Raw genomic sequence first — 21,352 nt, forward strand, 5'->3', positions numbered from 1 at the left:
TTTAGGCTCGGTGCATGCGCTATGACCTGGTTATCTTCGACAACGACGGCGTCCTCGTCGACAGCGAGCCGATTTCCAACCGTCTCCTTGCCGTCTATCTGACCGAGCTCGGGCATCCGACCACATACGAGGACTCCGTCCGCGACTACATGGGATCCGCGATGCACCGGATCCATGACCTAGTCCAGGAGCGCTCAGGTCAGCGGCTGCCCGAGGACTTCGACGACATCTTCCACTCGCGCGTGTTCGCCGCGTTCGAGCGGGAGCTGAAGCCGGTGAGCGGGGCCGTGGACGCACTGGAGAAGCTGTCCGCCGACGGGATTCCGTACTGCGTGGCCTCCTCCGGGAGCCATGAGCGGATCCGGGTGGGACACCGGACGACCGGGCTCGACCGGTGGTTCGACGAGGGCCGGATCTTCAGCTCGCAGGACGTGGGGCGGGGGAAGCCGGCGCCCGACCTGTTCCTGTACGCGGCCGAGCGGATGGGGGTCGCCCCGGAGAAGTGTGTCGTCGTCGAGGACTCCCCGCTCGGCGTACAGGCGGCCGTCGCGGCAGGGATGGACGTGTTCGGGTTCACCGCGATGACGCCCGCCGCCCGGCTGGCGGGTGCCACGCAACTCTTCGCCGATATGAGCCAGTTGACGGACCTGCTGGTATGACCCGGCCGGTGGCCGGATCATGACCCCGGCCACCGGACCGCCACTGACTTCTGTCATGCGGAGCTCCGGACGATCGTTTCTACTGCCGGGTGCGGCCGGTCCCCGAAGCTGAGTGCATGACGACGAACACGGTTGCCCAGCGCCAGACCAAGAAGAACAACTTCGCGCCGCTGATCATGGACGTGGCGGTGCCCGTCGGGTCGTACTACCTGTTCAGGAACGGGCTCGGAACGAGCACGCTCATGGCGCTCGGACTCAGCAGCGTCGTGCCGGCCGTGCGGACCGGATGGGGCGTGATCAAGGAACGGAAGATCAACGCGCTCGCCGCGCTCATCCTCTTCGTCAACGTCGTCGCGCTGCTGCTCAGCTTCGTCGCCGGCGACCCACGGCTGATGCTCGCCAAGGACAGCGGGGTCAGCAGCGCGATCGGCATCGGCATCCTGGTCTCCGTGGTCATGGGGAAGCCGATGATGACGGAAGCCATGAAGCCCTGGCTGGTGAAGGGGGACACGGACCGGGAGGCCGCCTGGGTGCGGCTGCGGAGCGGGTCCCCGGCCTTCCGGCGTGCCGAGCGGGTGTTCTCGGCCGTGTGGGGTGTGGTGCTGCTCGCCGAGTGCGTGGCGCGAGTGGTGGGGGCCTACACGCTGCCGGTGGACACCATGGTCTGGCTGGGCTCGGTCATCATGATCGTTTCGATGGTGCTGGCGTTCGTCGTCAGCGGTGCTCTCGCCGCCGGCCCGATGGCGCAGATGCTCATCGCCGAGGTGAAGGCCGAGGGCGCCACTCCCGCGCCCGCCGCGGCGGTCGCTTCCGCCCGGTAAAGGTGAACACAAATCATCTTCGGCTGGATCTACCCACCGGTAGACCGGGGCCCTACGCTCGCCGCCATGACAGATGTGCTGCGGCGCGGTAGGGCCTCTCTGGCGTTCGGCTTCCTCGCCCAGGGCGCCACCTTCGCCCTGCTGGTCACCCGGATCCCGGCCATCCAGGTCCGTTACGGGGTCTCCGACGCGCTGCTGCCCGTCTTCCTCGCCGCCGTGCCGGTTCTCGCCGGCGTCGGCAGCGTGACGACCGAGCAGCTCGTCAAGCGGGTCCGGCCCAGTCGGCTGCTGCGCTGGTCCCAGCCCGTCGTGCTGCTCGCCCTCCTCGGGGTCGGGGCCGGGCGCAACATGGCCGAACTGGCGGTCGCCCTGGCGGCGTTCGGGCTGGCCGTGGGTGCGCTGGACGCCTCCATGAACATGCTCGGGGTGAGCCTCCAGCGGACGTACGGGCGCAGCATCATGCTCGGGTTCCACGCCGCCTACAGCCTCGGCGGGATCGTCGGCGCCTCGCTCGCCTGGGTGGGCGCGCACTGGCATCTGGCGCTGTGGGCGTCGTACCTGCCCGTCGTCGCGGTGCTGCTTCCGGCCACCGTCCTCGGCAGCCGCTGGTACGTCGACGGGAGTGCGCCGGGTCCGGACGCGCCGGAGGCCGAGGCGGGCCCTGTCGTCTTCAGGCTGCTTCTGCCGCTGTGTCTGGTGATGACCTTCGCGTACATCGGGGACTCGACCGTCTCCAACTGGAGCGCCAAGTATCTGCAGGACACGCTGGGCAGTTCGGAGCAGCTGGCGACCGTTCCGTACAACGTCTGCATGATCACCACGCTCCTCGGCCGGTCCATCGGGGACCTCGGGGTGCGGCGGTTCGGGGCCGTGGCCGTCGTGCGGCTGGGGGCACTGGTGGCGGCGCTCGGGTTCGCCGTGGTGGCGGGCGCGCCCGGGGCCTGGGTCGGGATGCTCGGATTCACTCTGCTGGGTCTGGGGCTGTGTGTGCTCGTACCGCAGACGTTCGCGGCCGCGGGGCGGCTGTTCCCGGGGGCTTCGGACACGGCCGTCGCGCGCCTCAACATCTTCAACTACGTGGGCTTCCTGATCGGCTCTCCCTTGGTGGGCGCGCTCGGGGACACCTGGAACTACCGGGGCGCCATGCTCGTACCGATGGTGTTGGTCCTGGTGACGCTGGTGTACGCCCGGTCGTTCGCCGCTCAACGGGACCGATACGGTGGCGGGCATGAGCGGCCGAGCACAGCTGATGTGGGACGAGGCGGTAACGGGCTATGACTTCGGTCCGGAGCATCCGATGGATCCGGTCCGGCTGGCGCTGACCAGGAAGCTGGTCGACGCGTTCGGGCTGGACAGGGACGTCAGGGTGGTCGCGGCGAAGGCCGCGGGCGATTCGACGCTGCGGCTGGTGCACCGCGATGACTACGTGCAGGCCGTGAAGGCCGCGTCCGCGGACCCGGGGTCGGCCGACGGGTCCTATGGACTGGGAACGCTGGACGATCCCGCGTTCGCCGGGATGCACGAGGTGTCCGCCCTGATCGCGGGGCAGTCGGTGGGGGCGGCCGAGGCGGTGTGGGGCGGGGACGCCCTGCACGCGGTGAACTTCTCGGGCGGCCTGCACCACGCGATGCCGGGCGGTGCCTCCGGATTCTGCGTCTACAACGACGCGTCGCTCGCCATCGCCCGGCTGCTGGAGCTGGGCGCCGAACGGATCGCGTACGTGGACGTGGACGTGCATCACGGGGACGGGGTGCAGGCCGCGTTCTGGGAAGATCCCCGGGTCCTGACCGTCTCGCTGCACGAGCACCCGCGCACCCTCTTCCCGCAGACCGGGTGGCCGGATGAGACGGGTGCCCCGAGCGCGGAGGGCAGCGCGGTGAACGTGGCGCTGCCGGCCGGGACCGGGGACGCGGGCTGGCTGCGGGCCTTCCACGCCGTCGTGCCGGAGCTGCTCGCCGACTTCCGGCCGCAGGTGCTGGTCACCCAGCACGGCGCCGACACCCACTTCGAGGATCCGCTCGCGCATCTCGCCGTGTCGCTGGACGCCCAGCGGGCCGTGCAGGTGGCCTGTCACGATCTGGCGCACGAGTACGCCGACGGGCGCTGGGTGGCCCTGGGTGGGGGCGGGTACGCGGTCGTGGACGTCGTACCGCGTTCGTGGACGCATCTCGTCGCCATCGCGGCGGGGCGGCCGATCGAGCCGGAGACCGTGATCCCCGAGAGCTGGCGGCAGGAAGTCTTCGCCCGGACGAGGCAGTTGGCGCCGCAGCGGATGACGGACGGGCGGTGGCCGGTGGCGTACGCGGACTGGGAGTCGGGGTACGACCCGGCCGACCGCCTCGACCAGGCCGTGCTGGCGGCGCGCAAGGCGGCCTTTCCCCTGCGGGGTCTGCTGCCGTGAGGGCCGGGCGCCGGTGAACGCCCGGCCACCTTCGGGCAGCGGTCGGCCGCAGTGCCCCGAGTCGCCGGCCGAGGCGGTGCCGATCGCGCCGCACCAAGGCGTGCGAGTGGTACGTCTTGTCGCGGCGGTGGCTGGGCCCACCGCGAGCCGCTTCCCGCAGACCGGGCACCACGAGCGCACGCGTTCTTCAGGGCCGAGCCTCGGCCACCTGGACGTCGATGCCGTCCAGCAGGCGCTGTAGGCCGAACTCGAAGAGCGAGTCCAGATCCAGCGAGCGCTCGGGGACGGCGGCGAGCAGCGGGAACCGCTCGGCCCCCTGCGGCGTCGCCAGCTTCGCGGCCATGTGCGCGGCCATCCACTCCTCGTCGTCCACCCCCGACTGCTGCAGAGCCTCGGCCTCGGCTTCCAGGTTGACGGCGATGCCGCGGACGTGTGCGGCGAGCGTGACGTGTATGTGGATCATCGTGACCGGATCGAGCCCGAGCCCGTCCAGGGCGCGCATGACCCATTCCCCCAGCGCCATCGCGTGCGGGGTCGCCTGTGGCCGGGTGAAGGAGATCGCCTGCGCCAGCCAGGGATGCCGGCGGTAGAGCCGCCACTGCAGCCGCGCCGCTGCCTCCAGCCGCCTCCGCCACCCCGCAGCGGGCAGCTCTGGAAGCCGGGCGGAGCCGAACACCGCGTCCGCCATCAGCCGTGTCAGCTCGTCGCGCCCCGGCACGTGGCGGTAGAGCGCCATCGTGGTGACCCCGAGCGCCGCGGCAACCCGGCGCATGGAGACGGCGGTCAGCCCCTCCGCGTCGGCGATGGCGACGGCGGTGCGGACGACATGCGCCCGGTCCAGACTCGCGCGCGGCGACGCGCCGGAGGAGCGGGGGCGCCCGGGGACGCTCTCCGCCACCACTGTGCCCACGCCGGGCACGGCACGGACCAGCCCCTCCTGCCGCAGCATGGCGAGTGCCTTGCTGGCCGTCGCCATGGCGACGCCCCAGCGCCCCATGATCTGCCGCGTGGACGGCACCCGCTCGCCGGGCCGTAGCTCGCCCGCGCGGATCCGCTCGGCGATCTCACCGGCGATCCGAACCGACGCCGACCGCTCATCTGCCACAGCTTCCCCCTCGTGGCGCACTAGTGCGCTCACGGCCTGAACTGCCGAGAGTCTCCCCAGCTCACCGTAGTGCACTAGGGCTTGTGTACGCCTCATACACCAGGCCCTTATGGTCGCCTCGGAACCGTACCCGAAGCGCAGGGAGAACCACCGTGGACGACACCTTCACCGCCCCCCGCCGCAGCGCACTGATGCTGGGCGGGCGCAGCCTGTCCTACCTGGACTTCGGTGGCCCCGGACGTCCGCTACTCGCCCTGCACGGCCTGCTGGACCAGGGCGCCGGCTTCGCCCGGCTCGCCCGCGACCTTGCGCCGAATTGGCGCGTCATCGCCCCCGACCAACGCGGGCACGGCGAGTCCGACCGCGCGCCGGAGTACGGCCGCCGAGGGTTCGTCGAGGACGCCGCGGCCCTGCTGGAGCATCTGGGCCTCGGCCCGGCCGTCGTCCTCGGCCACTCGCTCGGCGGCCTCAACGCCGTGCAACTCGCCGCCTGGCGGCCGGATCTGGTCGAGGCGCTGATCGTGGAGGACATCGCCGTCGAGCTCCGCCACGGCGAACACAACCCGCTCGCCTTCCTCGCGCACGCCCGCCATCGGGCCGCGACCCGTGACGCGCTGCTGTCCGCGCTCGGCCCGGCCGCGCCGTACTTCGCCGATGCTCCGCGCCGACTCCCTGACGGCACCTGGGAGTTGCCGTTCCACCCGCAGGATGCCTTGGAGGCCGAGCGGCTGAACGAGGGCGACCACTGGGCGGACTGGCTGGCCAGCAGCTGTCCGGTGCTCCTCGTCCACGGCACCCGCAGCCAGGTGGTCACGCCCGAGCACGCCCGAGAGATGTGCGAGCGCCGACCGGGCACCACCGTCGTCGCCCTGGACGCGGACCACTTCGTGCACGCCGCTGCGCCGGACGCTTTCGCCGCCGTCGCACGCGGCTTCCTCGACGGGCTCGCAACGGAGGCCGTCACACCTGCGGGGGACCGCCCGCGTGCTTAAGGACCCCGGAGAGCGTCACCGCAGGTGACCAATGATCGGCCGGTGTCCCTGACGCCAACGGGTGCCGAGGATCGCACGATTACGCCGACTGTGGGGTCTTTCCTGTGTTTTGGGCGCTCGGCGGGTGCGGCTGGGCCAGCATCGCTGACGTGTTGAGCACCGGGGCACTGCGTGCCCATCTGCTGGCCGCCCGGCTGGCCGGACCCGTGGCCACGTCCCGTGAGGAGAGTCTGCGCAGCTATCGGCTCTTCGCCGCCCGGGACCCTCGCGTCCTGATCGGACTCGATCCCGAATGGACCTGGGGCCAGGGGGATCTGATCGAGCTGATGGCGGACAAGTGCGGGGTCTCGGCCGACCCTCGATACATCTCCGGTCATGATGTGATCGACCCGGAGCGCACGCTGGAGGGCCTGGAAGCCTTCGCCGAGCGGATCGGCAGGGCCGCGCGGGAGGGGGCGGCGGTGCTCCTCGGCACCGGCCACCCCCACCGGCTGCTGGGCTTCTACGCCGAACTCGCGGACGCCCTGTCGGCGGCGGGATGTACTGTCCTCAGCCCGGCGCAGGGTCGCTGTGTCGACATAACGACCCGGTTCGGCCTACGTACGTACAACCTTGATTACGTACGAGGAGTCGCTCTCGTGCGAAATGAGGAATCAGGAGGCGCCGGTGCTGAACCCGGCGCACACACGCACTCGCCGCTCCCTGTTCGCACCGCGCTGGCCGTCGCCGCGGAGTCCGGAGGGCCGTTGCCGGAACTGGTCATCGGGGATCATGGCTGGGTCTGCGGGGCAGGTCAGCTGGGGTTCGAGGCCATCGGCCTGGCCGATACGGACGATCCGGCGCTGTTCGTCGGGGAGGCGGAGGGGCGGGTGTCCGTCGTCGTTCCACTTGATGACGCTGTGCGGTCCGATTACTACCGACCGCTTACTCGCTATGTACTCAATCGAGCGTGTCTGTCACAGTAAGCCGCCGATGGCATCCCCTCTTCCCCACTCGCATCACCCGCCCCTACATTGGGGAGTGAGCACGCAGCGACGAAGAGTCACCGGAAGGGGAAGCCGGTGGCCGTCGAGTGCGGAAGGTTCAGGTGTGTCATGGCTGCAGCTGGCGAGAGGCCTCTGAACGAGGTTCAGTTCCTGACCGTGGCGGAAGTCGCCTCGGTGATGCGAGTGTCGAAGATGACCGTGTACCGGCTGGTGCACAGCGGTCATCTGCCGGCGATCCGGGTGGGGAGGTCGTTCCGGGTGCCGGAGCAAGCGGTTCACGAGTACCTCCGCGAGAGCTACGTGGGGGTGGAGACGGCCTGACGGCGGCCCCGGAGGCCCGCGCGGCCTCCCGGGGCACCTCGGTTACGACCTCAGCGCTCGGGCGGGTAGGCTAGCCCCTCGTAGGTCGTATGGGCCCATGGCGCCCAGCACCGAGTGATGAGAAGTGAGCGAGGGTAGTCGTGGGCTCTGTTATCAAGAAGCGGCGCAAGCGGATGGCGAAGAAGAAGCACCGCAAGCTGCTCAAGCGCACTCGCGTTCAGCGTCGCAACAAGAAGTAAGGCGCGGCCCCGTCAGGGGCGCCCTTGCTCTGTGCGCGAACGTGCGTCGCGGCCCCCCACCTCCGGTGGGGGGCCGTTGTCATCTCCGGGTCGTCTGCGGGCCGTCTCCGGTCAACCCGGGCCTCGGCGAGGCCCTGTGGGGTCGCCCTGTGGCCGTGGCCACCCAACGCCCGCTGGACATACGCCCGTGGGGCCAAATGGCTTGGTCTGGTCGTACGTACCGGGGGTGTCGTCACTTCATGCATCGGGCGGTCATCACAGCGCAACATCGACCCGCTAAGTTGGCCGCATACGGGGAACGCGGCAGGCTAGCGGGCAGAGCTACGTCCACTACTGGACGCGACGGGAAGAGAGGCGCTGATCTTGGGCAAGGTCGTGCTCGTGACCGGAGTGGCCCGCCGGCTCGGCGGCCGGTTCGTACGACGGATCCAGCGTGACCCGGAGGTCGACCGCGTCGTCGCGGTGGACGCGGTCCCGCCCGAGCACCATCTGGGCGGCGCCGACTTCATCCGCGCCGACATCCGCCAGCCCACCATCGCACGAGTGCTCGCCGAGCACTCCGTCGACACGGTCGTCCACATGGACGTGACGGGCACCCCGCTGGGCAGCGGCAGCCGGGCCACGGTCAAGGAGACCAACGTCATCGGCACCATGCAGCTGCTCGGCGCGTGCCAGAAGTCCCCGAGCGTCAGACGGCTCGTCGTGAAGTCCAGTACGAACGTGTACGGATCCGCGCCCCGCGATCCGGCCGTCTTCACCGAGACGACCCCGCCCAAGTCCCTGCCCAGCGGTGGCTTCGCCAAGGACACCGTCGAGGTCGAGGGCTATGTGCGGGGCTTCGCGCGGCGCCGGCCCGATGTCGCCGTCTGCGTGCTGCGGTTCGCCAACATCCTGGGACCGGGCGCCGATTCGCCCCTCGCCTCGTACTTCTCGCTGCCGGTGCTGCCCTCGGTCTTCGGCTACGACCCGCGGCTGCAGTTCGTGCACGAGGACGACGTGATCGAGGTGCTGCGGATCGGCTCGCACGAGCCGCAGCGCGGCACCCTCAACAGCGGCACGTTCAACGTCGCGGGGGACGGGGTACTCCTGCTGTCGCAGTGCGCGCGGCGTCTGGGCCGACCCACCGTGCCCCTGCTGCTGCCCGCGGTCACCTGGATGGGCTCGGCGATGCGCACGCTGGGTATGACGGACTTCTCGCCCGAGCAGATCCGGCTGCTCACCCATGGCCGGGTCGTGGCCACGGACCAGATGCGCGAGACACTGGGGTACGAGCCGAGGTACACGACCGCGGAGACGTTCGCGGACTTCGCGCGCAGCCGCGGGCCCGGACTGCTGCCGCCGGAGGCCCTCGCGGGGGCCGTCGACCGGATCGCCGCACTGCCCGCCCTGGGCGGTGGCCACCCCCCGACGCAGAGCGCCAACTGAGGAGCGCATCAACGATGGCGGACGCCAAGGTCATTCCGTTCGACGACGACCGGTCCCGCGGAGCTGCCGTGCAGCGGCCGCCGCGGCGCCGGAGCGCGGGAAGCCGGCGGGGCGGCGAGCCCGCGGCGGTCCGCGAGGTCCAGCCCCTGCCGGGCAGGGAGATCCCGCAGGATGATGTTCCTGTGACACGTGAGGAGATGCCGCCGGCCCGCCCCCAGGAGGCGGGTCTGGAGCGGCGCATCGCCGGGGGCCTGGCCTTCCTGCGGCGACGGCTGACGGGCGACTACGAGGTCGACGACTTCGGCTACGACGAGGAGCTCACCGACCAGGTCCTGATGTCGCTGCTGCGGCCCGTGTACGAGAAGTACTTCCGGGTCGAGGTGAAGGGCCTCGAGAACATCCCCTCCAAGGGTGGGGCGCTGGTCGTCGCCAACCACTCCGGCACCCTGCCGCTGGACGGCCTGATGCTGCAGGTCGCCGTGCACGACAACCACCCGGCGGGCCGCCATCTCAGGCTGCTCGCGGCCGACCTGGTCTTCGTGCTGCCCGTGATCAACGAGCTGGCCCGCAAGGCCGGGCACACCCTCGCGTGCGCGGAGGACGCCGAGCGGCTGCTGGAACGCGGCGAGGTGGTCGGTGTGATGCCGGAGGGCTTCAAGGGCATCGGCAAGCCGTTCAGCGAGCGCTACAAGCTCCAGCGCTTCGGCCGCGGCGGCTTCGTCTCCACGGCCCTGCGCGCCGGCACGCCGATCATCCCGTGCTCGATCGTCGGGGCCGAGGAGATCTACCCGATGCTCGGCAACGCGAAGACCCTCGCCCGGCTGCTGGGCTTCCCGTACTTCCCGATCACGCCGACGTTCCCGTGGCTGGGCCCGCTGGGCGTGGTTCCGCTGCCGACGAAGTGGACGATCCAGTTCGGGGAGCCGATTCCCACGGACGGCTATCCACCGGAGGCCGCCGAGGACCCGATGCTGATGTTCAACCTGACGGACCAGGTCAGGGAGCAGATCCAGCACACGCTGTACAAGCTGCTCGTGCAGCGCAGGTCGGTCTTCTTCTAGCCGCGGCCGGTACCGGGTTTCCGCGTACGAGGACGGGGGCGCCCCCTCACCAAGGGCGCCCCCGTCCTCGTACGGGTCCTACTTGTTCTCCTCGCTGCCGATGCCCAGTCCCGGCAGGAGGCCCGGGAGCAGCGGTGGCAGTGTCACCTGCGGCTCGGACGACGGGCTCTTGCTCGACGTCGGCGAACTGCCCGCGCTGTCCTTGGGCGGGTCCAGCAGGCCGCCGGTGCTGCCGCCGAGCAGGCCGTCGCCGCCGCTCCTGGAGGTGGACGGGCGGGGTGTGCCGTTGCTGCTGTGGCTGCCGGAGGCGGAGGCACCGGTGGCGCTGGGCGCGGTGCCGCCCGCGCCGGAGGACGCGGTGGAGCCCGGACCGGAACTCTGGCGCGTGCCGGAGCCGCCCTGGGACGGGGACTGCGGCAGGAGCGACTGCAGCGGCGCCACTTCCTGGTCTATGGCGTCGAAGACCGAGGAGACCCCCTGACTGATGTCGCCGAGCTGGAGGGGCAGCCGGTCGCGCAGGGTGCCCCAGACGTCGCGGTGGGACCGGGAGAAGGTGGAGAGGGCCTGGATGGGGGCGAGCGAGCCGTCCCGCTCGTACGCCTCGTGCAGCAGGCGGTGACCTTCGGAGGCGTCGTGCCGCACGCCGGACAGGGTGCGGCGGATCTCGCCGAGGGACTCGTGGTCGAGGTGTCCGCCACGGTCGCGCTCCATCAGTCGGCGGGCCTCGCTCAGCCGGGTCGACGCCTGGTCGAGATAGAGCTGCCCGCGGGCGCTGTCCCCGTCGGCCATGTCGAGTTTCACGTCCTCGAGGCCGCGTTTGAGGCCGTAGAGCGAGTCACCGGGCAGGGCGTCGGAACTGGCAGCGGCCACTCCGCCGAAGGAGGCCGCGGCCACGCCTACGCTGAGTCCCCCCGCCGCGAGGCCTTTGGTGAGCCGTGAACGCGGTCGCGACTTCGCCAGCTGAGGTGCCCGATGAGCACCCCGGCCCCGAGGGGCCCGCTGCTCGGGCACCGAAGGGTCTGCCGCCTCGCCCCCCGCGGCCGTGCCCTCCTGCAGCATGGCCTCCATCGCGGCCACCAGCCGCGCGCGCTGGACGACCTTGACCTCGGGGTCGAGCGCCGGCTTGGGCAACTCGCCGAGACCGGTCGCGAGGGCCAACAGGCGGGCCTGCTCGGTCCGTTCCGCAGCAGCCGGGGCCGGGGCCGATCCCGCGGGCTGCTCGGCCGCCGTGCCCCGGTCGTCGGACTGGTCCTCCAGGGCCTGGGCGAAGGCGTTCGCCCGCCGGTGTGCCGATACGTTCGCGATCACTGGCGGCACCTCCTCTCGTCATCACGGTCGACTCCCCAGGGGGTCCTGAGGGTTGCACACCCTCACCGCCTCCACACGATCGAGTGATCGCGGACGGGCGGGGTGTGACCACAGGGAGCCTGTATCCCGCACAACGAGTGGCTCGGCACTTGGGTTACGGACGGCGGATGAGTGCACCGTGAACTCAACGAGCCTGTACAAAACGTGAGTTGAAGGTTGCCGAGCGTGTACGGCGGGGTGCGGCGGATGCGGGCCGTCATGCGGCTCGGGGGCGGGGGAGGGGGAGGCTTTGCGGGGTGCGGGGTGCGGGGTGCGGGGTGCGGGGTGCGTGCGGCGGGTGTGCGGGGCTCAGGGGGCTCCGGGGGAGCTCGGGAGGTCGGTGGGCGTCCTCGGGAGGGATCGGCGGGCGTCTGCGGGCGTCTTGGGGCAGGGGTCAGCGGGCGTCCTCGGGCAGGAGGCGGGCGAGGGTGCGGACGGCCCGGTACTGGAGGGTCTTGATCGCGCCCTCGTTCTTGCCCATCACACGGGCGGTCTCGGCGACGGACAGGCCCTGGAGGAAGCGGAGCGTCACGCACTCCTGCTGCTGGGGGTTGAGGCGCCGCACGGCGTCGAGCAGCGCGGCGTTGGAGAGGGATTCGAGGACGGAGTCCTCCGGGGAGCGCTCGACCTCGTTGGCGTCGAGCATCTCCCCTGTGGTGACCTCCAGCCGGAAACGGCTCGACTTGAAGTGGTCGGCGACGAGGTTGCGGGCGATCGTGACGAGCCAGGCACCGAAGTCGCGGCCCTGCCAAGTGAAGGTGCCGATCCGGCGCAGGGCGCGCAGAAAGGTCTCACTGGTCAGGTCCTCGGCGGTCGCCCTGCCCCCCACGCGGTAGTAGATGTAGCGGTAGACGGTGTCGCTGTACTGGTCGTACAGGCGCCCGAAGGCGTCGGCCTCACCGGCCTGGGCGCGCTCCACGAGGTCCATCATGCGGGCGCTGTCACTGTCCGCAGCCGGGCGGCGTGCGGTGGTGGAGGCCGGGCGGCCCCGTCTGCCGCCGACAGCGGCGCTGCCGTCGGCCAGTGCGTAGCACGGGCCCAGGGGCGCGGCGGTGGCGAAGGCGGGGACGGCGTACGCGGTGGGGACGAAGCCGCGCAACAGGTCGTGGACCGTTGCGCGCAGCGTAGCCAGGCCCGAGGCGTCAACCCCGACGTGTGGGTACACGGGACTCCCAGAGGCAGAGCTTCCATCACGTGCAGTGCGGAACCTTTCACCCGTCGTAGCGACTGAGAGGTACCGGTTTGCGTCTGAGGAGAATAACGCTTAGTACAGGCAGCGCTACACCCAGTTGCTCAAATCATCGATTACGTCGCTTCCGTAACCGATTGACGCACGCTCAAGTGCCGCATAGTGACCGCTTGTTGATCGAACGAGTTCGCCTTCCGTCTGAGTGCGGGGCGTGTTGTGGCCGGGTGCGCGAGTGGGGGAGTGGCGGCGGTTCGGGCGGGGTAGGCCCCGGGGAATGCGGCGCGGCGGCAGAGGCCCGCAGGTGGCCCGGGCCGAGGGTGGTCGCAGGGGGCGCGGAAGTCACGCACCGTGGCGGAGTCCGGGGTGCCTTTCGGCCGGACGGGGCCGTGGATGGACATGGCGACGCCGCCCGGGCCGGCCCTGACGGCGGCAGGGGGCCATGGGCGCGCTCGTTCGGTCGTGGCGGCGCGTCAGCGGCGGCGGCGGTGCAGCGCGATGGCCGCTGCCGTGCCGCCGGCCACCGCGCCCACGCCCGCCGCCGCCGGCAGGCCCACCTTCGCCGCCTTGCGGGCCGTGCGGTAGTCGCGCAGGCGCCAGTCGTAGGCCCGGGCGTGTTTGCGGAGCTTGTTGTCCGGGTTGATCGCGTACGGGTGGCCCACCAGCGACAGCATCGGGATGTCGTTGTGGGAGTCGCTGTAGGCGGCGCAGCGGGACAGGTCCAGACCCTCGGCCACCGCCAGCGCGCGCACCGCCTCCGCCTTCGCGGGGCCGTGCAGCGGCTCGCCCACCAGCTTGCCGGTGTACACGCCGTCCACCGACTCCGCCACCGTGCCCAGGGCCCCGGTGAGGCCCAGACGGCGTGCGATCACCGTGGCGATCTCCACCGGCGCGGCCGTGACCAGCCACACCTTCTGGCCCGCGTCCAGGTGCGCCTGCGCCAGCGCCCGCGTACCCGGCCAGATCCGCTCGGCCATGTACTCGTCGTAGATCTCCTCGCCGATCGACATCAGCTCGGAGACGCGGTGGCCCTTCACGATCGACAGCGCGGAATCCCGCGCGTCCTGCATGTGCTCGGGGTCCTCCACCCCGGCCAGCCGGAACCATGCCTGCTGCCAGGCGAACTTCGCCAGGTCGCGCGTCTCGAAGAACTTCCGCTTGTACAGGCCGCGGCCGAAGTGGAACAGTGCGGCGCCCTGCATCACGGTGTTGTCCAGGTCGAAGAACGCCGCTGCCTTGTCGTCGCCGCGGACCGGGAAGTCCGGTTCCCGTTCGGAGACGTCCTGAGGAGTGACCTCCTGTGAGACGGCGTCCTGCGAGGACTTGCGCGCTGCCTCCGCCGAGGCCTCGCCTGCCAACACGCTTCGCGCCGTGGCGGAGCGCCTACGGGGAGTGAGCCATCCTAGAGCGGCCATGTCGTGAGCATAGCCAGTCCGTTCGGTAGTCCCGGAGTCGAGAGGTTTGGAGGCCGTGAACTCTCCGTGGCGGAGTCGTTAAAGAAGTCATGCCGTCGGCGTGGCGCCGTGGCCCCGGCCGGGGTCATCGGGTTGCGCCGTCCGGCTTCCGCCCCCGCCCGTCGGGGCGAGAATGGCCGACATGAGTCCCATCTTTCGGCGCAAGGCACCCCAGGACCGGCTCGTCACCCTCATCCGCAAGCCCGGCTGTCATCTGTGCGATGACGCACAGATCGTCGTCGAGAAGGTCTGCGGTGAGCTCGGCGTGCCCTGGGAGCAGAAGGACATCTCCCAGGACGAGGAGCTGAACCGCCGGTACTGGGAGCAGATCCCGGTGGTGCTGGTCGACGGCGCGCAGCACACCTTCTGGCGCGTCAGCGAGGAGCGGCTGCGCAAGGCCCTGGCCTAGGGTCCTGGGCCCCGGCGCCCCGCGTGGCCCGGCCGGGCACTGACCGAGTAGTCCAAGTGTCCGGAAAGTCGCTTAGGATCGACGGCGATTGGTCTCGGGGGCGGGGATCGTTGAGGAGAGTGTGCGGCTTTGCCCCCAGAACAAGAGGAACGAGTGCGCCCGCGCGCCGGTTCCATTTCCGTGCGCCGGGGGCGCGTGACTCCGGTCACGTTGGTCGGGCAAATCGGACACCATCTTTGTGCACGCGTTCACAAAGACATAGCCTGCATTCGACGGGGCGGTCTGGGGACGTATGACCGCTCGCAGCCCCGCTCTACCCGCAGGAGCACCGTGGCAACTGGCCGAACTCACCGACCGGCGACCCGCAGCCGAGGGATTCCCGAGGCCACCGTCGCCAGGCTTCCGCTGTACCTCCGTGCGCTGACCGCACTGTCGGAGCGCTCGGTACCCACGGTCTCCTCCGAGGAGCTGGCCGCCGCCGCGGGGGTCAATTCCGCGAAGCTGCGCAAGGACTTCTCCTACCTCGGCTCCTACGGGACTAGGGGCGTGGGCTACGACGTCGAGTATCTCGTGTACCAGATCTCCCGCGAGCTGGGCCTGACCCAGGACTGGCCGGTTGTGATCGTCGGTATCGGTAACCTCGGCGCGGCGCTGGCCAATTACGGCGGGTTCGCGTCCCGTGGCTTCCGGGTCGCCGCGCTCATCGACGCCGATCCGGCGATGGCCGGGAAGCCCGTCGCCGGCATCCCGGTCCAGCACACGGATGACCTGGAAAAGATCATCACGGACAACGGGGTGTCCATCGGCGTCATCGCCACCCCCGCCGGCGCCGCCCAGCAGGTCTGCGACCGGCTCGTGGCCGCGGGCGTGACCTCCATCCTGAACTTCGCGCCGACCGTGCTGTCCGTCCCGGACGGCGTCGACGTACGCAAGGTCGACCTGTCCATCGAGCTGCAGATCCTCGCCTTCCACGAGCAGCGCAAGGCCGGCGAGGAAGCCGTGGAAGCCATGGCCGACGGCCTGCCGGCCGCCGCCGAGGCCAAGGAGTCCGCCGACAAGGGACCCGACGGGGACGTTCCCGCCGTGATGCCGGCATGAGTCTCCTCGTCGTCGGGCTGAGCCACCGCAGCGCTCCGGTCAGCGTCCTCGAGCGGGCCGCGCTGACCGCGGACGCCCAGGTCAAGCTGGCGCAGGACACGGTCGCCGCCGAGCCGGCCACCGAGGCCGCGGTGCTCGCCACCTGCAACCGCATCGAGCTGTACGCCGACGTGGACAAGTTCCACGCGGGCGTCGCCGAGCTGTCCACGCTGCTCGCCCAGCACAGCGGGGTCGGCCTCGACGAGCTCACCCCGTACCTGTACGTGCACTACGAGGACCGGGCCGTCCACCACCTGTTCTCGGTGGCCTGCGGTCTGGACTCGATGGTCGTCGGCGAGGGCCAGATCCTCGGCCAGATCAAGGACTCCCTGGCCGTCTCGCAGGAGCTGCACACCGCCGGACGGCTGGTGAACGACCTGTTCCAGCAGGCGCTGCGGGTCGGCAAGCGCGCCCACTCCGAGACCGGTATCGACCGTGCCGGGCAGTCGCTGGTGACCTTCGGCCTGGAGCAGTTGTCGTCCGGTGCGCCGGTCGAGACCTGGGCCAGGGGCAAGCGCGCCCTGGTGATCGGCGCCGGCTCCATGTCCTCGCTGGCCGCCGCGACGCTCGCGCGCGCCGGGGTCGCCGAGGTCGTGATCGCCAACCGCACGCTGGAGCGCGCCGAGCGGCTCGCCCGGATCCTGACGGAGGGCGACGACACGGACGTACGGGCGCGCGCGGTGCCGATGGAGACGGTGCCGGACGAGCTGACACGTGCCGACGTCGCCGTCTCCTGCACGGGCGCGACCGGCCTGGTCCTCACCGCCGAGGCGGTCGCCCGGGCGGTCGAGGGTCGCGTGGACGGTCCGGTCACGCCGGTGGTCCCGGGCGCCGGGTCCGCCCGCACGGCCGATTCGCGCACCGGCTCGCCCGCGAGCGGCCCGGCCGCCGTACCCGATGACCTTCCGCCCACCAGCCTCGGCGCCGAGGACGGCTGCCCGCTCGACCTGTCGGCCGTGCAGGGCACGGCCGGCTTCTCGGTGCTGGGTGAGGCGGCCGTGGCCGGACTGGCGGCCGCCGAGCTGGAGCAGCACGCGGCGTGGGTGGACAAGGGCGCCGAGGAGCGCAGTGGCCGCCCGGCAGGCGCCGCCGGTGGTGTCGTCGTCGACCCGGCGGCCGAGGCCGGGGTGATCACCGCGCTGGTGGCGACCGTCGCCGCCGTCGGCCGGGTCCCCGAGCGCCGCCGCCCCGAACCCGTCGCGGAGCCCGCCCGTCCCGCGCCCGTGCTGTCGCTGCTCGACCTGGCGATGCCCCGGGACGTCGACGCGGCCGTGCACCGGCTGCTCGGAGTGCGGCTCGTGGACATAGAGTCGCTCGCCGAGGCGTCCGCCGACGCCCCCATGGCCACCGACGTCGATCAGGTGCGGCGGATCGTCTCCGACGAGGTCGCCGCGTTCGGCGCCGCCCTGCGCGCGGCGCACATCACGCCGACCGTCGTGGCGCTGCGCTCCATGGCCGCCGATGTGGTGGCGATGGAGATCGCGCGGCTGGAGGGGCGGCTGCCCGGTCTCGACGACAAGCACCGCGCAGAGATCAACCAGACCGTCCGGCGTGTCGTCGACAAGCTGCTGCACGCGCCGACCGTACGGATCAAGCAGCTGGCGGCCGAGCCCGGCGGGGCCGGGTACGCGGACGCGCTGCGCACCCTGTTCGACCTCGACCCCGAGACGGTCGCCTCCGTCTCCCGGGCCGACGCCACCCAGGGCACCGAGAACACCGAGAACGCCAAGAACCGAGGGCGAGCATGAGTGAGCCACGTCAACTAGGGACGCTGAGGCTCGGGACCAGGCGCAGCAAGCTGGCCATGGCCCAGTCCGGGCAGGTCGCGGACGCCGTGAGCCAGGTCACCGGACGTCCCGTGGAGCTCGTGGAGATCACGACGTACGGCGACACCTCCCGTGAGCACCTGGCTCAGATCGGCGGCACCGGTGTGTTCGTGACGGCGCTGCGCGACGCGCTCCTGAGGGGCGAGATCGACTTCGCGGTCCACTCCCTGAAGGACCTGCCGACCACGCAGCCGCAGGACCTGGCGCTGGCCGCCGTACCCGTGCGCGAGGACCCGCGCGACGTCCTCGTGGCGCGCGACGCGCTGAAGTTCCCCGACCTGCCGCGCGGGGCCCGCGTCGGCACCGGTTCGCCGCGCCGCATGGCGCAGCTGAACGCGTACGCGCGCGGCCACGGCCTGGACATCGAGACGGTCCCGATCCGCGGCAACGTCGACACCCGCATCGGATACGTCCGCAGCGGTGAGCTGGACGCGGTGGTCCTCGCCGCGGCGGGCCTCAACCGCATCGGCCGGATCGACGAGGTGACCGACTTCCTGTCGGTCGACACGGTTTTGCCCGCCCCCGGCCAGGGGGCACTCGCGATCGAGTGTGCCGCGGACAACGCGGACCTCATCGCCGTGCTCGGCGAGCTCGACGACCCGTTCACGCGGGTCGCCGTGACCGCCGAGCGATCCCTGCTCGCCGCCCTGGAGGCCGGTTGCAGCGCCCCCGTGGGCGCGCTGGCCGACCTGTTGGCCGACGGGCAGATTGTCAAGGAGATGCGCCTGCGCGGCGTCGTCGGTACCCCCGACGGCCGGACGCTGGTGCAGCTGTCCACCACCGGTCCCGTGCCCGAGACGCACGACCAGGCAATGGCGCTCGGTCGCGAACTCGCCGCCGAGATGCTCGCCAAGGGCGCGGCCGGTCTGATGGGGGAGCGAGCACATTGAGCCCCACCACCCTTCCCGCCGGCCTTGATCACGGGCACGTCACCTTCCTCGGTGCCGGACCCGGGGATCCGGGACTTCTCACCCTGCGCGCCGTGGAGGCGCTGGCGAACGCGGACGTCCTCGTCGGCGAGCACGACGTGCTCGACGTGGTGCGCACGCATGCCAGAGCGGGCGTCGCCGTGCTCAACACGGACGCGGACGCCGCCACGGGTACGCACCAGGGCACGGGCACGCCTCAGCCGACGGTCGTTGACGGCGCGTCAACAGCCGCTGGTGTCCCTGTGTTGAGGGATGCCGCACATCTTGTCATGGAGGCCGCGCGGGGCGGCAAGCGGGTCGTCCGTGCGGTGACCGGGGACCCCGGCCTGGACGCGTACGCGGCCGAGGAGATGCTGGCGTGCGCCGCCGAGGGCGTTCCGTTCGAGGTCGTACCGGGCGTCGCGACCGCCGTGGGCGTGCCCGCGTACGCGGGTGTGCCGCTGCGGGACGCGCAGGGCGCGGACGTACGGTTCGTGGACGCGCGGACCGCCTCGGACCGATGCTGGACCGAGGTCGGCGCGTCCGACGGCACGGTCGTGGTCTCCACGTCGCTGGACTCGGTGGCGGCCGCCGCCGGGGAGCTGGTGGCCGCGGGCCGCAAGCCGGACACCCCGATGACGGTGACCATCGCCGGTACGACGACCCGGCAGCGCACCTGGACCGCGACGCTGGGCTCGATCGCGCAGACGCTGAAGCAGGCCAAGGTCCTGCCGTCGCCCGAGGGCGGCCGCCCGGTCATAGCCGTGGTCGGTGAGCGTTCCGCCGCCGCCCAGCGTGATCAGCTGTCGTGGTTCGAGAACAAGCCGCTGTTCGGCTGGAGGGTCCTCGTCCCGCGTACGAAGGAGCAGGCGGCGTCGCTCTCCGACCAGCTGCGGTCGTACGGGGCCGTGCCGCACGAGGTCCCGACGATCGCCGTAGAGCCGCCGCGCACGCCCCAGCAGATGGAGCGGGCGGTCAAGGGCCTGGTGACGGGCCGGTACGAGTGGATCGCGTTCACCTCGGTCAACGCGGTCAGGGCGGTGCGGGAGAAGTTCGAGGAGTACGGCCTGGACGCGCGCGCCTTCGCGGGCATCAAGGTGGCCGCGGTGGGTGAGCAGACGGCGAAGGCGCTGGTGGCCTTCGGTGTGAAGCCGGACCTGGTCCCCTCGGGCGAGCAGTCGGCGGCGGGCCTGCTGGAGGACTGGCCGCCGTACGACCCGGTGTTCGACCCGATCGACCGTGTCTTCCTGCCGCGCGCGGACATCGCCACGGAGACCCTGGTGGCGGGTCTGATCGAGCTGGGCTGGGAGGTCGACGACGTCACGGCCTACCGGACGGTCCGCGCCTCGCCGCCTCCGGCCGAGACCCGCGAAGCGATCAAGGGCGGCGGCTTCGACGCGGTCCTCTTCACGTCCTCCTCGACGGTCCGCAACCTGGTGGGCATCGCGGGCAAGCCGCACAACGTGACGGTGATCGCCTGCATCGGCCCTGCCACGGCGAAGACGGCGGAGGAACACGGCCTGCGGGTGGACGTCATGGCCCCGGAGCCGTCGGTGCACAAGCTGGCGGAGGCGCTGGCGGACTTCGGCCTGAAGCGGCGCACCGCCGCGCTGGAGGCCGGCGACCCGGTGACGCGCCCGAGCGAGCGGCGGCCGGGGGCACGGAGACGTCGGACGACCTGACGTTCCCGTCGACGCGAGCCGCAGGGGTGTCCCGGCCTTCTTATGGACATCCCTGCGGCGTTTGTCCGGCCGGGCGCGCGAGCTGCACCCCTCCGTGCTCCGACACGGTGTTGGCAAAGGCCCCTCCCGGCCGGGCGTAGCGTAGAAGGCATGACGAAGTACGGATCCTTTCCCGGTACCCGTCCCCGGCGCCTGCGCACCACGCCCGCCATGCGCCGCATGGTGGCCGAGACCCGGCTGCACCCCGCCGACTTCATCCTCCCCGCCTTCGTACGGGAGGGCGTGAGCGAGCCCACGGCGATCGCGGCCATGCCCGGTGTCGTGCAGCACACCCGCGACAGCCTGAAGAAGGCGGCGCTGGAGGCCGTGGAGGCCGGAGTCTCCGGCATCATGCTCTTCGGTGTGCCGGAGGAGTCGAAGAAGGACGCCGTCGGGACGCCGGGCACCGACCCGGACGGGATCCTGCAGGTCGCCCTCCGCGATGTGCGGGCCGAGGTCGGCGACGATCTGCTCGTCATGTCCGACCTGTGCCTGGACGAGTTCACCGACCACGGTCACTGCGGTGTGCTGGACGCGAAGGGCCGCGTCGACAACGACGCCACCCTGGAGCGGTACGCCGAGATGGCCCAGGTCCAGGCCGACGCGGGTGCCCATGTCGTCGGCCCCAGCGGCATGATGGACGGCCAGATCGGCGTCGTCCGTGACGCGCTGGACCAGATCGGCCGCGAGGACGTCGCCGTGCTCGCCTACACCGTCAAGTACTCCTCGGCCTTCTACGGGCCGTTCCGGGAGGCGGTCGGCTCCTCGCTGTCGGGCGACCGCAAGACCTACCAGCAGGATCCCGCCAACTGGCGTGAGTCCCTGCGGGAACTCGCCCTCGACCTGGAGGAGGGCGCCGACATGGTGATGGTCAAGCCGGCCGGCCCCTATCTCGACGTCCTGGCGCGCGTCGCCGACGCCGTGGACGTGCCGGTCGCCGCGTACCAGATCTCCGGTGAGTACGCGATGATCGAGGCCGCCGCCGAGAAGGGCTGGATCGACCGCGACCGCGCGATCGTCGAGGCCCTGACCGGCATCAAGCGGGCCGGCGCCCGCAACATCCTGACGTACTGGGCCACCGAGGTCGCCCAGAAGCTGCGCTAGGCCTACTCGGCCGGGAGGTTGGTGACACCCCTGCCGGTCGTTGATCGTGGAGGGACCTCCGGGCGTAGTGGAGAGGGCCGTCTTCACTCGGAACCCCGGGCATCCCGGATGGGGGCCCCGGGAGGGATGACGACGAGGACGGCCCCTCGTCCCGTACGCCCTCTCCGCTCCGGCAGGCCGTGAACGCGAGCGCGGCGAGCGCGACCGTGGCGGCGGCGAGCAGGCGGGTACGGGTGGCACGAGCGGACAT

Annotated in this window: 20 protein-coding genes; 16 read left to right on the top strand and 4 right to left on the bottom strand. The window is 71.4% G+C overall.

From position 1 onward, the window contains the following. Positions 1-14: 14 nt before the first annotated feature. From ASC56_RS20860 to ASC56_RS20875, 4 genes are all read left to right on the top strand, one after another. Positions 15-659 (top strand): HAD family phosphatase, encoded by a 645-nt coding sequence (locus ASC56_RS20860; RefSeq protein ID WP_055493024.1) that lies wholly within the window; start codon positions 15-17, stop codon positions 657-659. Between the two features lie 116 nt (positions 660-775). Continuing rightward, a complete protein-coding gene (locus ASC56_RS20865) occupies positions 776-1,480 on the top strand; it encodes a VC0807 family protein (RefSeq protein WP_055493025.1) in 705 nt (234 codons plus the stop codon). A 66-nt stretch (positions 1,481-1,546) separates the two neighbouring features. Then, positions 1,547-2,758, top strand: coding sequence for an MFS transporter (locus ASC56_RS20870; RefSeq protein ID WP_199836036.1), 1,212 nt, complete (start codon positions 1,547-1,549; stop codon positions 2,756-2,758). Next, the gene (locus ASC56_RS20875; protein WP_055493027.1) at positions 2,709-3,881 is read left to right on the top strand and encodes an acetoin utilization protein AcuC; all 1,173 of its coding nucleotides are present in this window, start codon (positions 2,709-2,711) and stop codon (positions 3,879-3,881) included. The genes ASC56_RS20870 and ASC56_RS20875 overlap by 50 nt, the downstream gene beginning before the upstream one ends. Positions 3,882-4,068: 187 nt before the next feature. Here the strand turns inward: ASC56_RS20875 and ASC56_RS20880 are convergent, their stop codons facing one another. Further along, positions 4,069-4,986 (bottom strand): TetR/AcrR family transcriptional regulator C-terminal domain-containing protein, encoded by a 918-nt coding sequence (locus ASC56_RS20880; protein WP_055493028.1) that lies wholly within the window; start codon positions 4,984-4,986, stop codon positions 4,069-4,071. A 152-nt stretch (positions 4,987-5,138) separates the two neighbouring features. Between ASC56_RS20880 and ASC56_RS20885 the strand changes: the two genes are divergently transcribed. From ASC56_RS20885 to ASC56_RS20905, 6 genes are all read left to right on the top strand, one after another. Then, on the top strand, positions 5,139-5,978 hold the full coding sequence (locus tag ASC56_RS20885) for an alpha/beta fold hydrolase (protein ID WP_234377008.1): 840 nt from the start codon (positions 5,139-5,141) through the stop codon (positions 5,976-5,978). Positions 5,979-6,127: 149 nt separating this feature from the next. After that, positions 6,128-6,943, top strand: coding sequence for a phosphatase (locus tag ASC56_RS20890; RefSeq protein ID WP_055493365.1), 816 nt, complete (start codon positions 6,128-6,130; stop codon positions 6,941-6,943). Between the two features lie 129 nt (positions 6,944-7,072). Next, entirely contained in the window at positions 7,073-7,285 is a 213-nt protein-coding gene (locus ASC56_RS20895) for a helix-turn-helix domain-containing protein (protein WP_004984898.1), read from the top strand. Positions 7,286-7,425: 140 nt separating this feature from the next. Then, the gene (locus ASC56_RS38230) at positions 7,426-7,524 is read left to right on the top strand and encodes a 30S ribosomal protein bS22 (RefSeq protein WP_003948845.1); all 99 of its coding nucleotides are present in this window, start codon (positions 7,426-7,428) and stop codon (positions 7,522-7,524) included. 363 nt (positions 7,525-7,887) lie between these two features. Next, positions 7,888-8,949 carry an NAD-dependent epimerase/dehydratase family protein gene (locus tag ASC56_RS20900; RefSeq protein WP_055493029.1) on the top strand — a complete coding sequence of 354 codons (1,062 nt, stop codon included), beginning with the start codon at positions 7,888-7,890 and terminating at the stop codon, positions 8,947-8,949. A gap of 14 nt (positions 8,950-8,963) precedes the next feature. Then, positions 8,964-10,010, top strand: coding sequence for a lysophospholipid acyltransferase family protein (locus tag ASC56_RS20905; protein WP_055493030.1), 1,047 nt, complete (start codon positions 8,964-8,966; stop codon positions 10,008-10,010). A 78-nt stretch (positions 10,011-10,088) separates the two neighbouring features. On the opposite strand, the gene ASC56_RS20910 is transcribed toward ASC56_RS20905, so the two are convergent. From ASC56_RS20910 to ASC56_RS20920, 3 genes are all read right to left on the bottom strand, one after another. Next, the gene (locus tag ASC56_RS20910) at positions 10,089-11,318 is read right to left on the bottom strand and encodes a DUF5667 domain-containing protein (protein ID WP_055493031.1); all 1,230 of its coding nucleotides are present in this window, start codon (positions 11,316-11,318) and stop codon (positions 10,089-10,091) included. Positions 11,319-11,751: 433 nt separating this feature from the next. Further along, positions 11,752-12,522 (bottom strand): ECF subfamily RNA polymerase sigma factor, BldN family, encoded by a 771-nt coding sequence (locus tag ASC56_RS20915; RefSeq protein ID WP_055493032.1) that lies wholly within the window; start codon positions 12,520-12,522, stop codon positions 11,752-11,754. A gap of 494 nt (positions 12,523-13,016) precedes the next feature. Next, complete coding sequence (locus ASC56_RS20920; RefSeq protein WP_079102621.1) at positions 13,017-13,958, bottom strand: HAD family phosphatase; 942 nt, start codon at positions 13,956-13,958, stop codon at positions 13,017-13,019. Between the two features lie 172 nt (positions 13,959-14,130). Between ASC56_RS20920 and ASC56_RS20925 the strand changes: the two genes are divergently transcribed. The 6 genes from ASC56_RS20925 (at position 14,131) to hemB (ending at position 21,102) form a co-directional block, all read left to right on the top strand. After that, positions 14,131-14,406 carry a glutaredoxin family protein gene (locus ASC56_RS20925; RefSeq protein ID WP_199836037.1) on the top strand — a complete coding sequence of 92 codons (276 nt, stop codon included), beginning with the start codon at positions 14,131-14,133 and terminating at the stop codon, positions 14,404-14,406. Positions 14,407-14,736: 330 nt separating this feature from the next. Further along, positions 14,737-15,504, top strand: coding sequence for a redox-sensing transcriptional repressor Rex (locus tag ASC56_RS20930; RefSeq protein ID WP_055493034.1), 768 nt, complete (start codon positions 14,737-14,739; stop codon positions 15,502-15,504). Next, the gene (locus ASC56_RS20935; RefSeq protein WP_055493035.1) at positions 15,501-17,291 is read left to right on the top strand and encodes a glutamyl-tRNA reductase; all 1,791 of its coding nucleotides are present in this window, start codon (positions 15,501-15,503) and stop codon (positions 17,289-17,291) included. The genes ASC56_RS20930 and ASC56_RS20935 overlap by 4 nt, the downstream gene beginning before the upstream one ends. Next, positions 17,288-18,259: a hydroxymethylbilane synthase gene (gene hemC, locus ASC56_RS20940; protein ID WP_055493036.1), complete on the top strand. Its 972-nt coding sequence runs from the start codon at positions 17,288-17,290 to the stop codon at positions 18,257-18,259. The genes ASC56_RS20935 and hemC overlap by 4 nt, the downstream gene beginning before the upstream one ends. After that, on the top strand, positions 18,256-19,959 hold the full coding sequence (locus tag ASC56_RS20945) for a uroporphyrinogen-III synthase (RefSeq protein WP_055493037.1): 1,704 nt from the start codon (positions 18,256-18,258) through the stop codon (positions 19,957-19,959). Before hemC ends, ASC56_RS20945 begins: the two co-directional genes overlap by 4 nt. 150 nt (positions 19,960-20,109) lie before the next feature. Beyond that, positions 20,110-21,102, top strand: a complete 993-nt coding sequence (hemB, locus tag ASC56_RS20950) for a porphobilinogen synthase (protein WP_055493038.1) — start codon at positions 20,110-20,112, stop codon at positions 21,100-21,102. Positions 21,103-21,352 lie beyond the last annotated feature (250 nt).

The sequence above is a fragment of the Streptomyces sp. TP-A0356 genome (genome assembly GCF_001417775.1).
Taxonomy (GTDB): Bacteria; Actinomycetota; Actinomycetes; order Streptomycetales; family Streptomycetaceae; genus Streptomyces.

Coding starts and splice junctions, on each gene's coding strand:
- ASC56_RS20860 (WP_055493024.1), top strand. CDS start 15: ATGCGCTATGACCTGGTTATCTTCGACAACGACGGCGTCCTCGTCGAC.
- ASC56_RS20865 (WP_055493025.1), top strand. CDS start 776: ATGACGACGAACACGGTTGCCCAGCGCCAGACCAAGAAGAACAACTTC.
- ASC56_RS20870 (WP_199836036.1), top strand. CDS start 1,547: ATGACAGATGTGCTGCGGCGCGGTAGGGCCTCTCTGGCGTTCGGCTTC.
- ASC56_RS20875 (WP_055493027.1), top strand. CDS start 2,709: ATGAGCGGCCGAGCACAGCTGATGTGGGACGAGGCGGTAACGGGCTAT.
- ASC56_RS20895 (WP_004984898.1), top strand. CDS start 7,073: ATGGCTGCAGCTGGCGAGAGGCCTCTGAACGAGGTTCAGTTCCTGACC.
- ASC56_RS20905 (WP_055493030.1), top strand. CDS start 8,964: ATGGCGGACGCCAAGGTCATTCCGTTCGACGACGACCGGTCCCGCGGA.
- ASC56_RS20920 (WP_079102621.1), bottom strand. CDS start 13,958: ATGGCCGCTCTAGGATGGCTCACTCCCCGTAGGCGCTCCGCCACGGCG.
- ASC56_RS20925 (WP_199836037.1), top strand. CDS start 14,131: ATGGCCGACATGAGTCCCATCTTTCGGCGCAAGGCACCCCAGGACCGG.
- ASC56_RS20935 (WP_055493035.1), top strand. CDS start 15,501: ATGAGTCTCCTCGTCGTCGGGCTGAGCCACCGCAGCGCTCCGGTCAGC.
- hemC (WP_055493036.1), top strand. CDS start 17,288: ATGAGTGAGCCACGTCAACTAGGGACGCTGAGGCTCGGGACCAGGCGC.
- hemB (WP_055493038.1), top strand. CDS start 20,110: ATGACGAAGTACGGATCCTTTCCCGGTACCCGTCCCCGGCGCCTGCGC.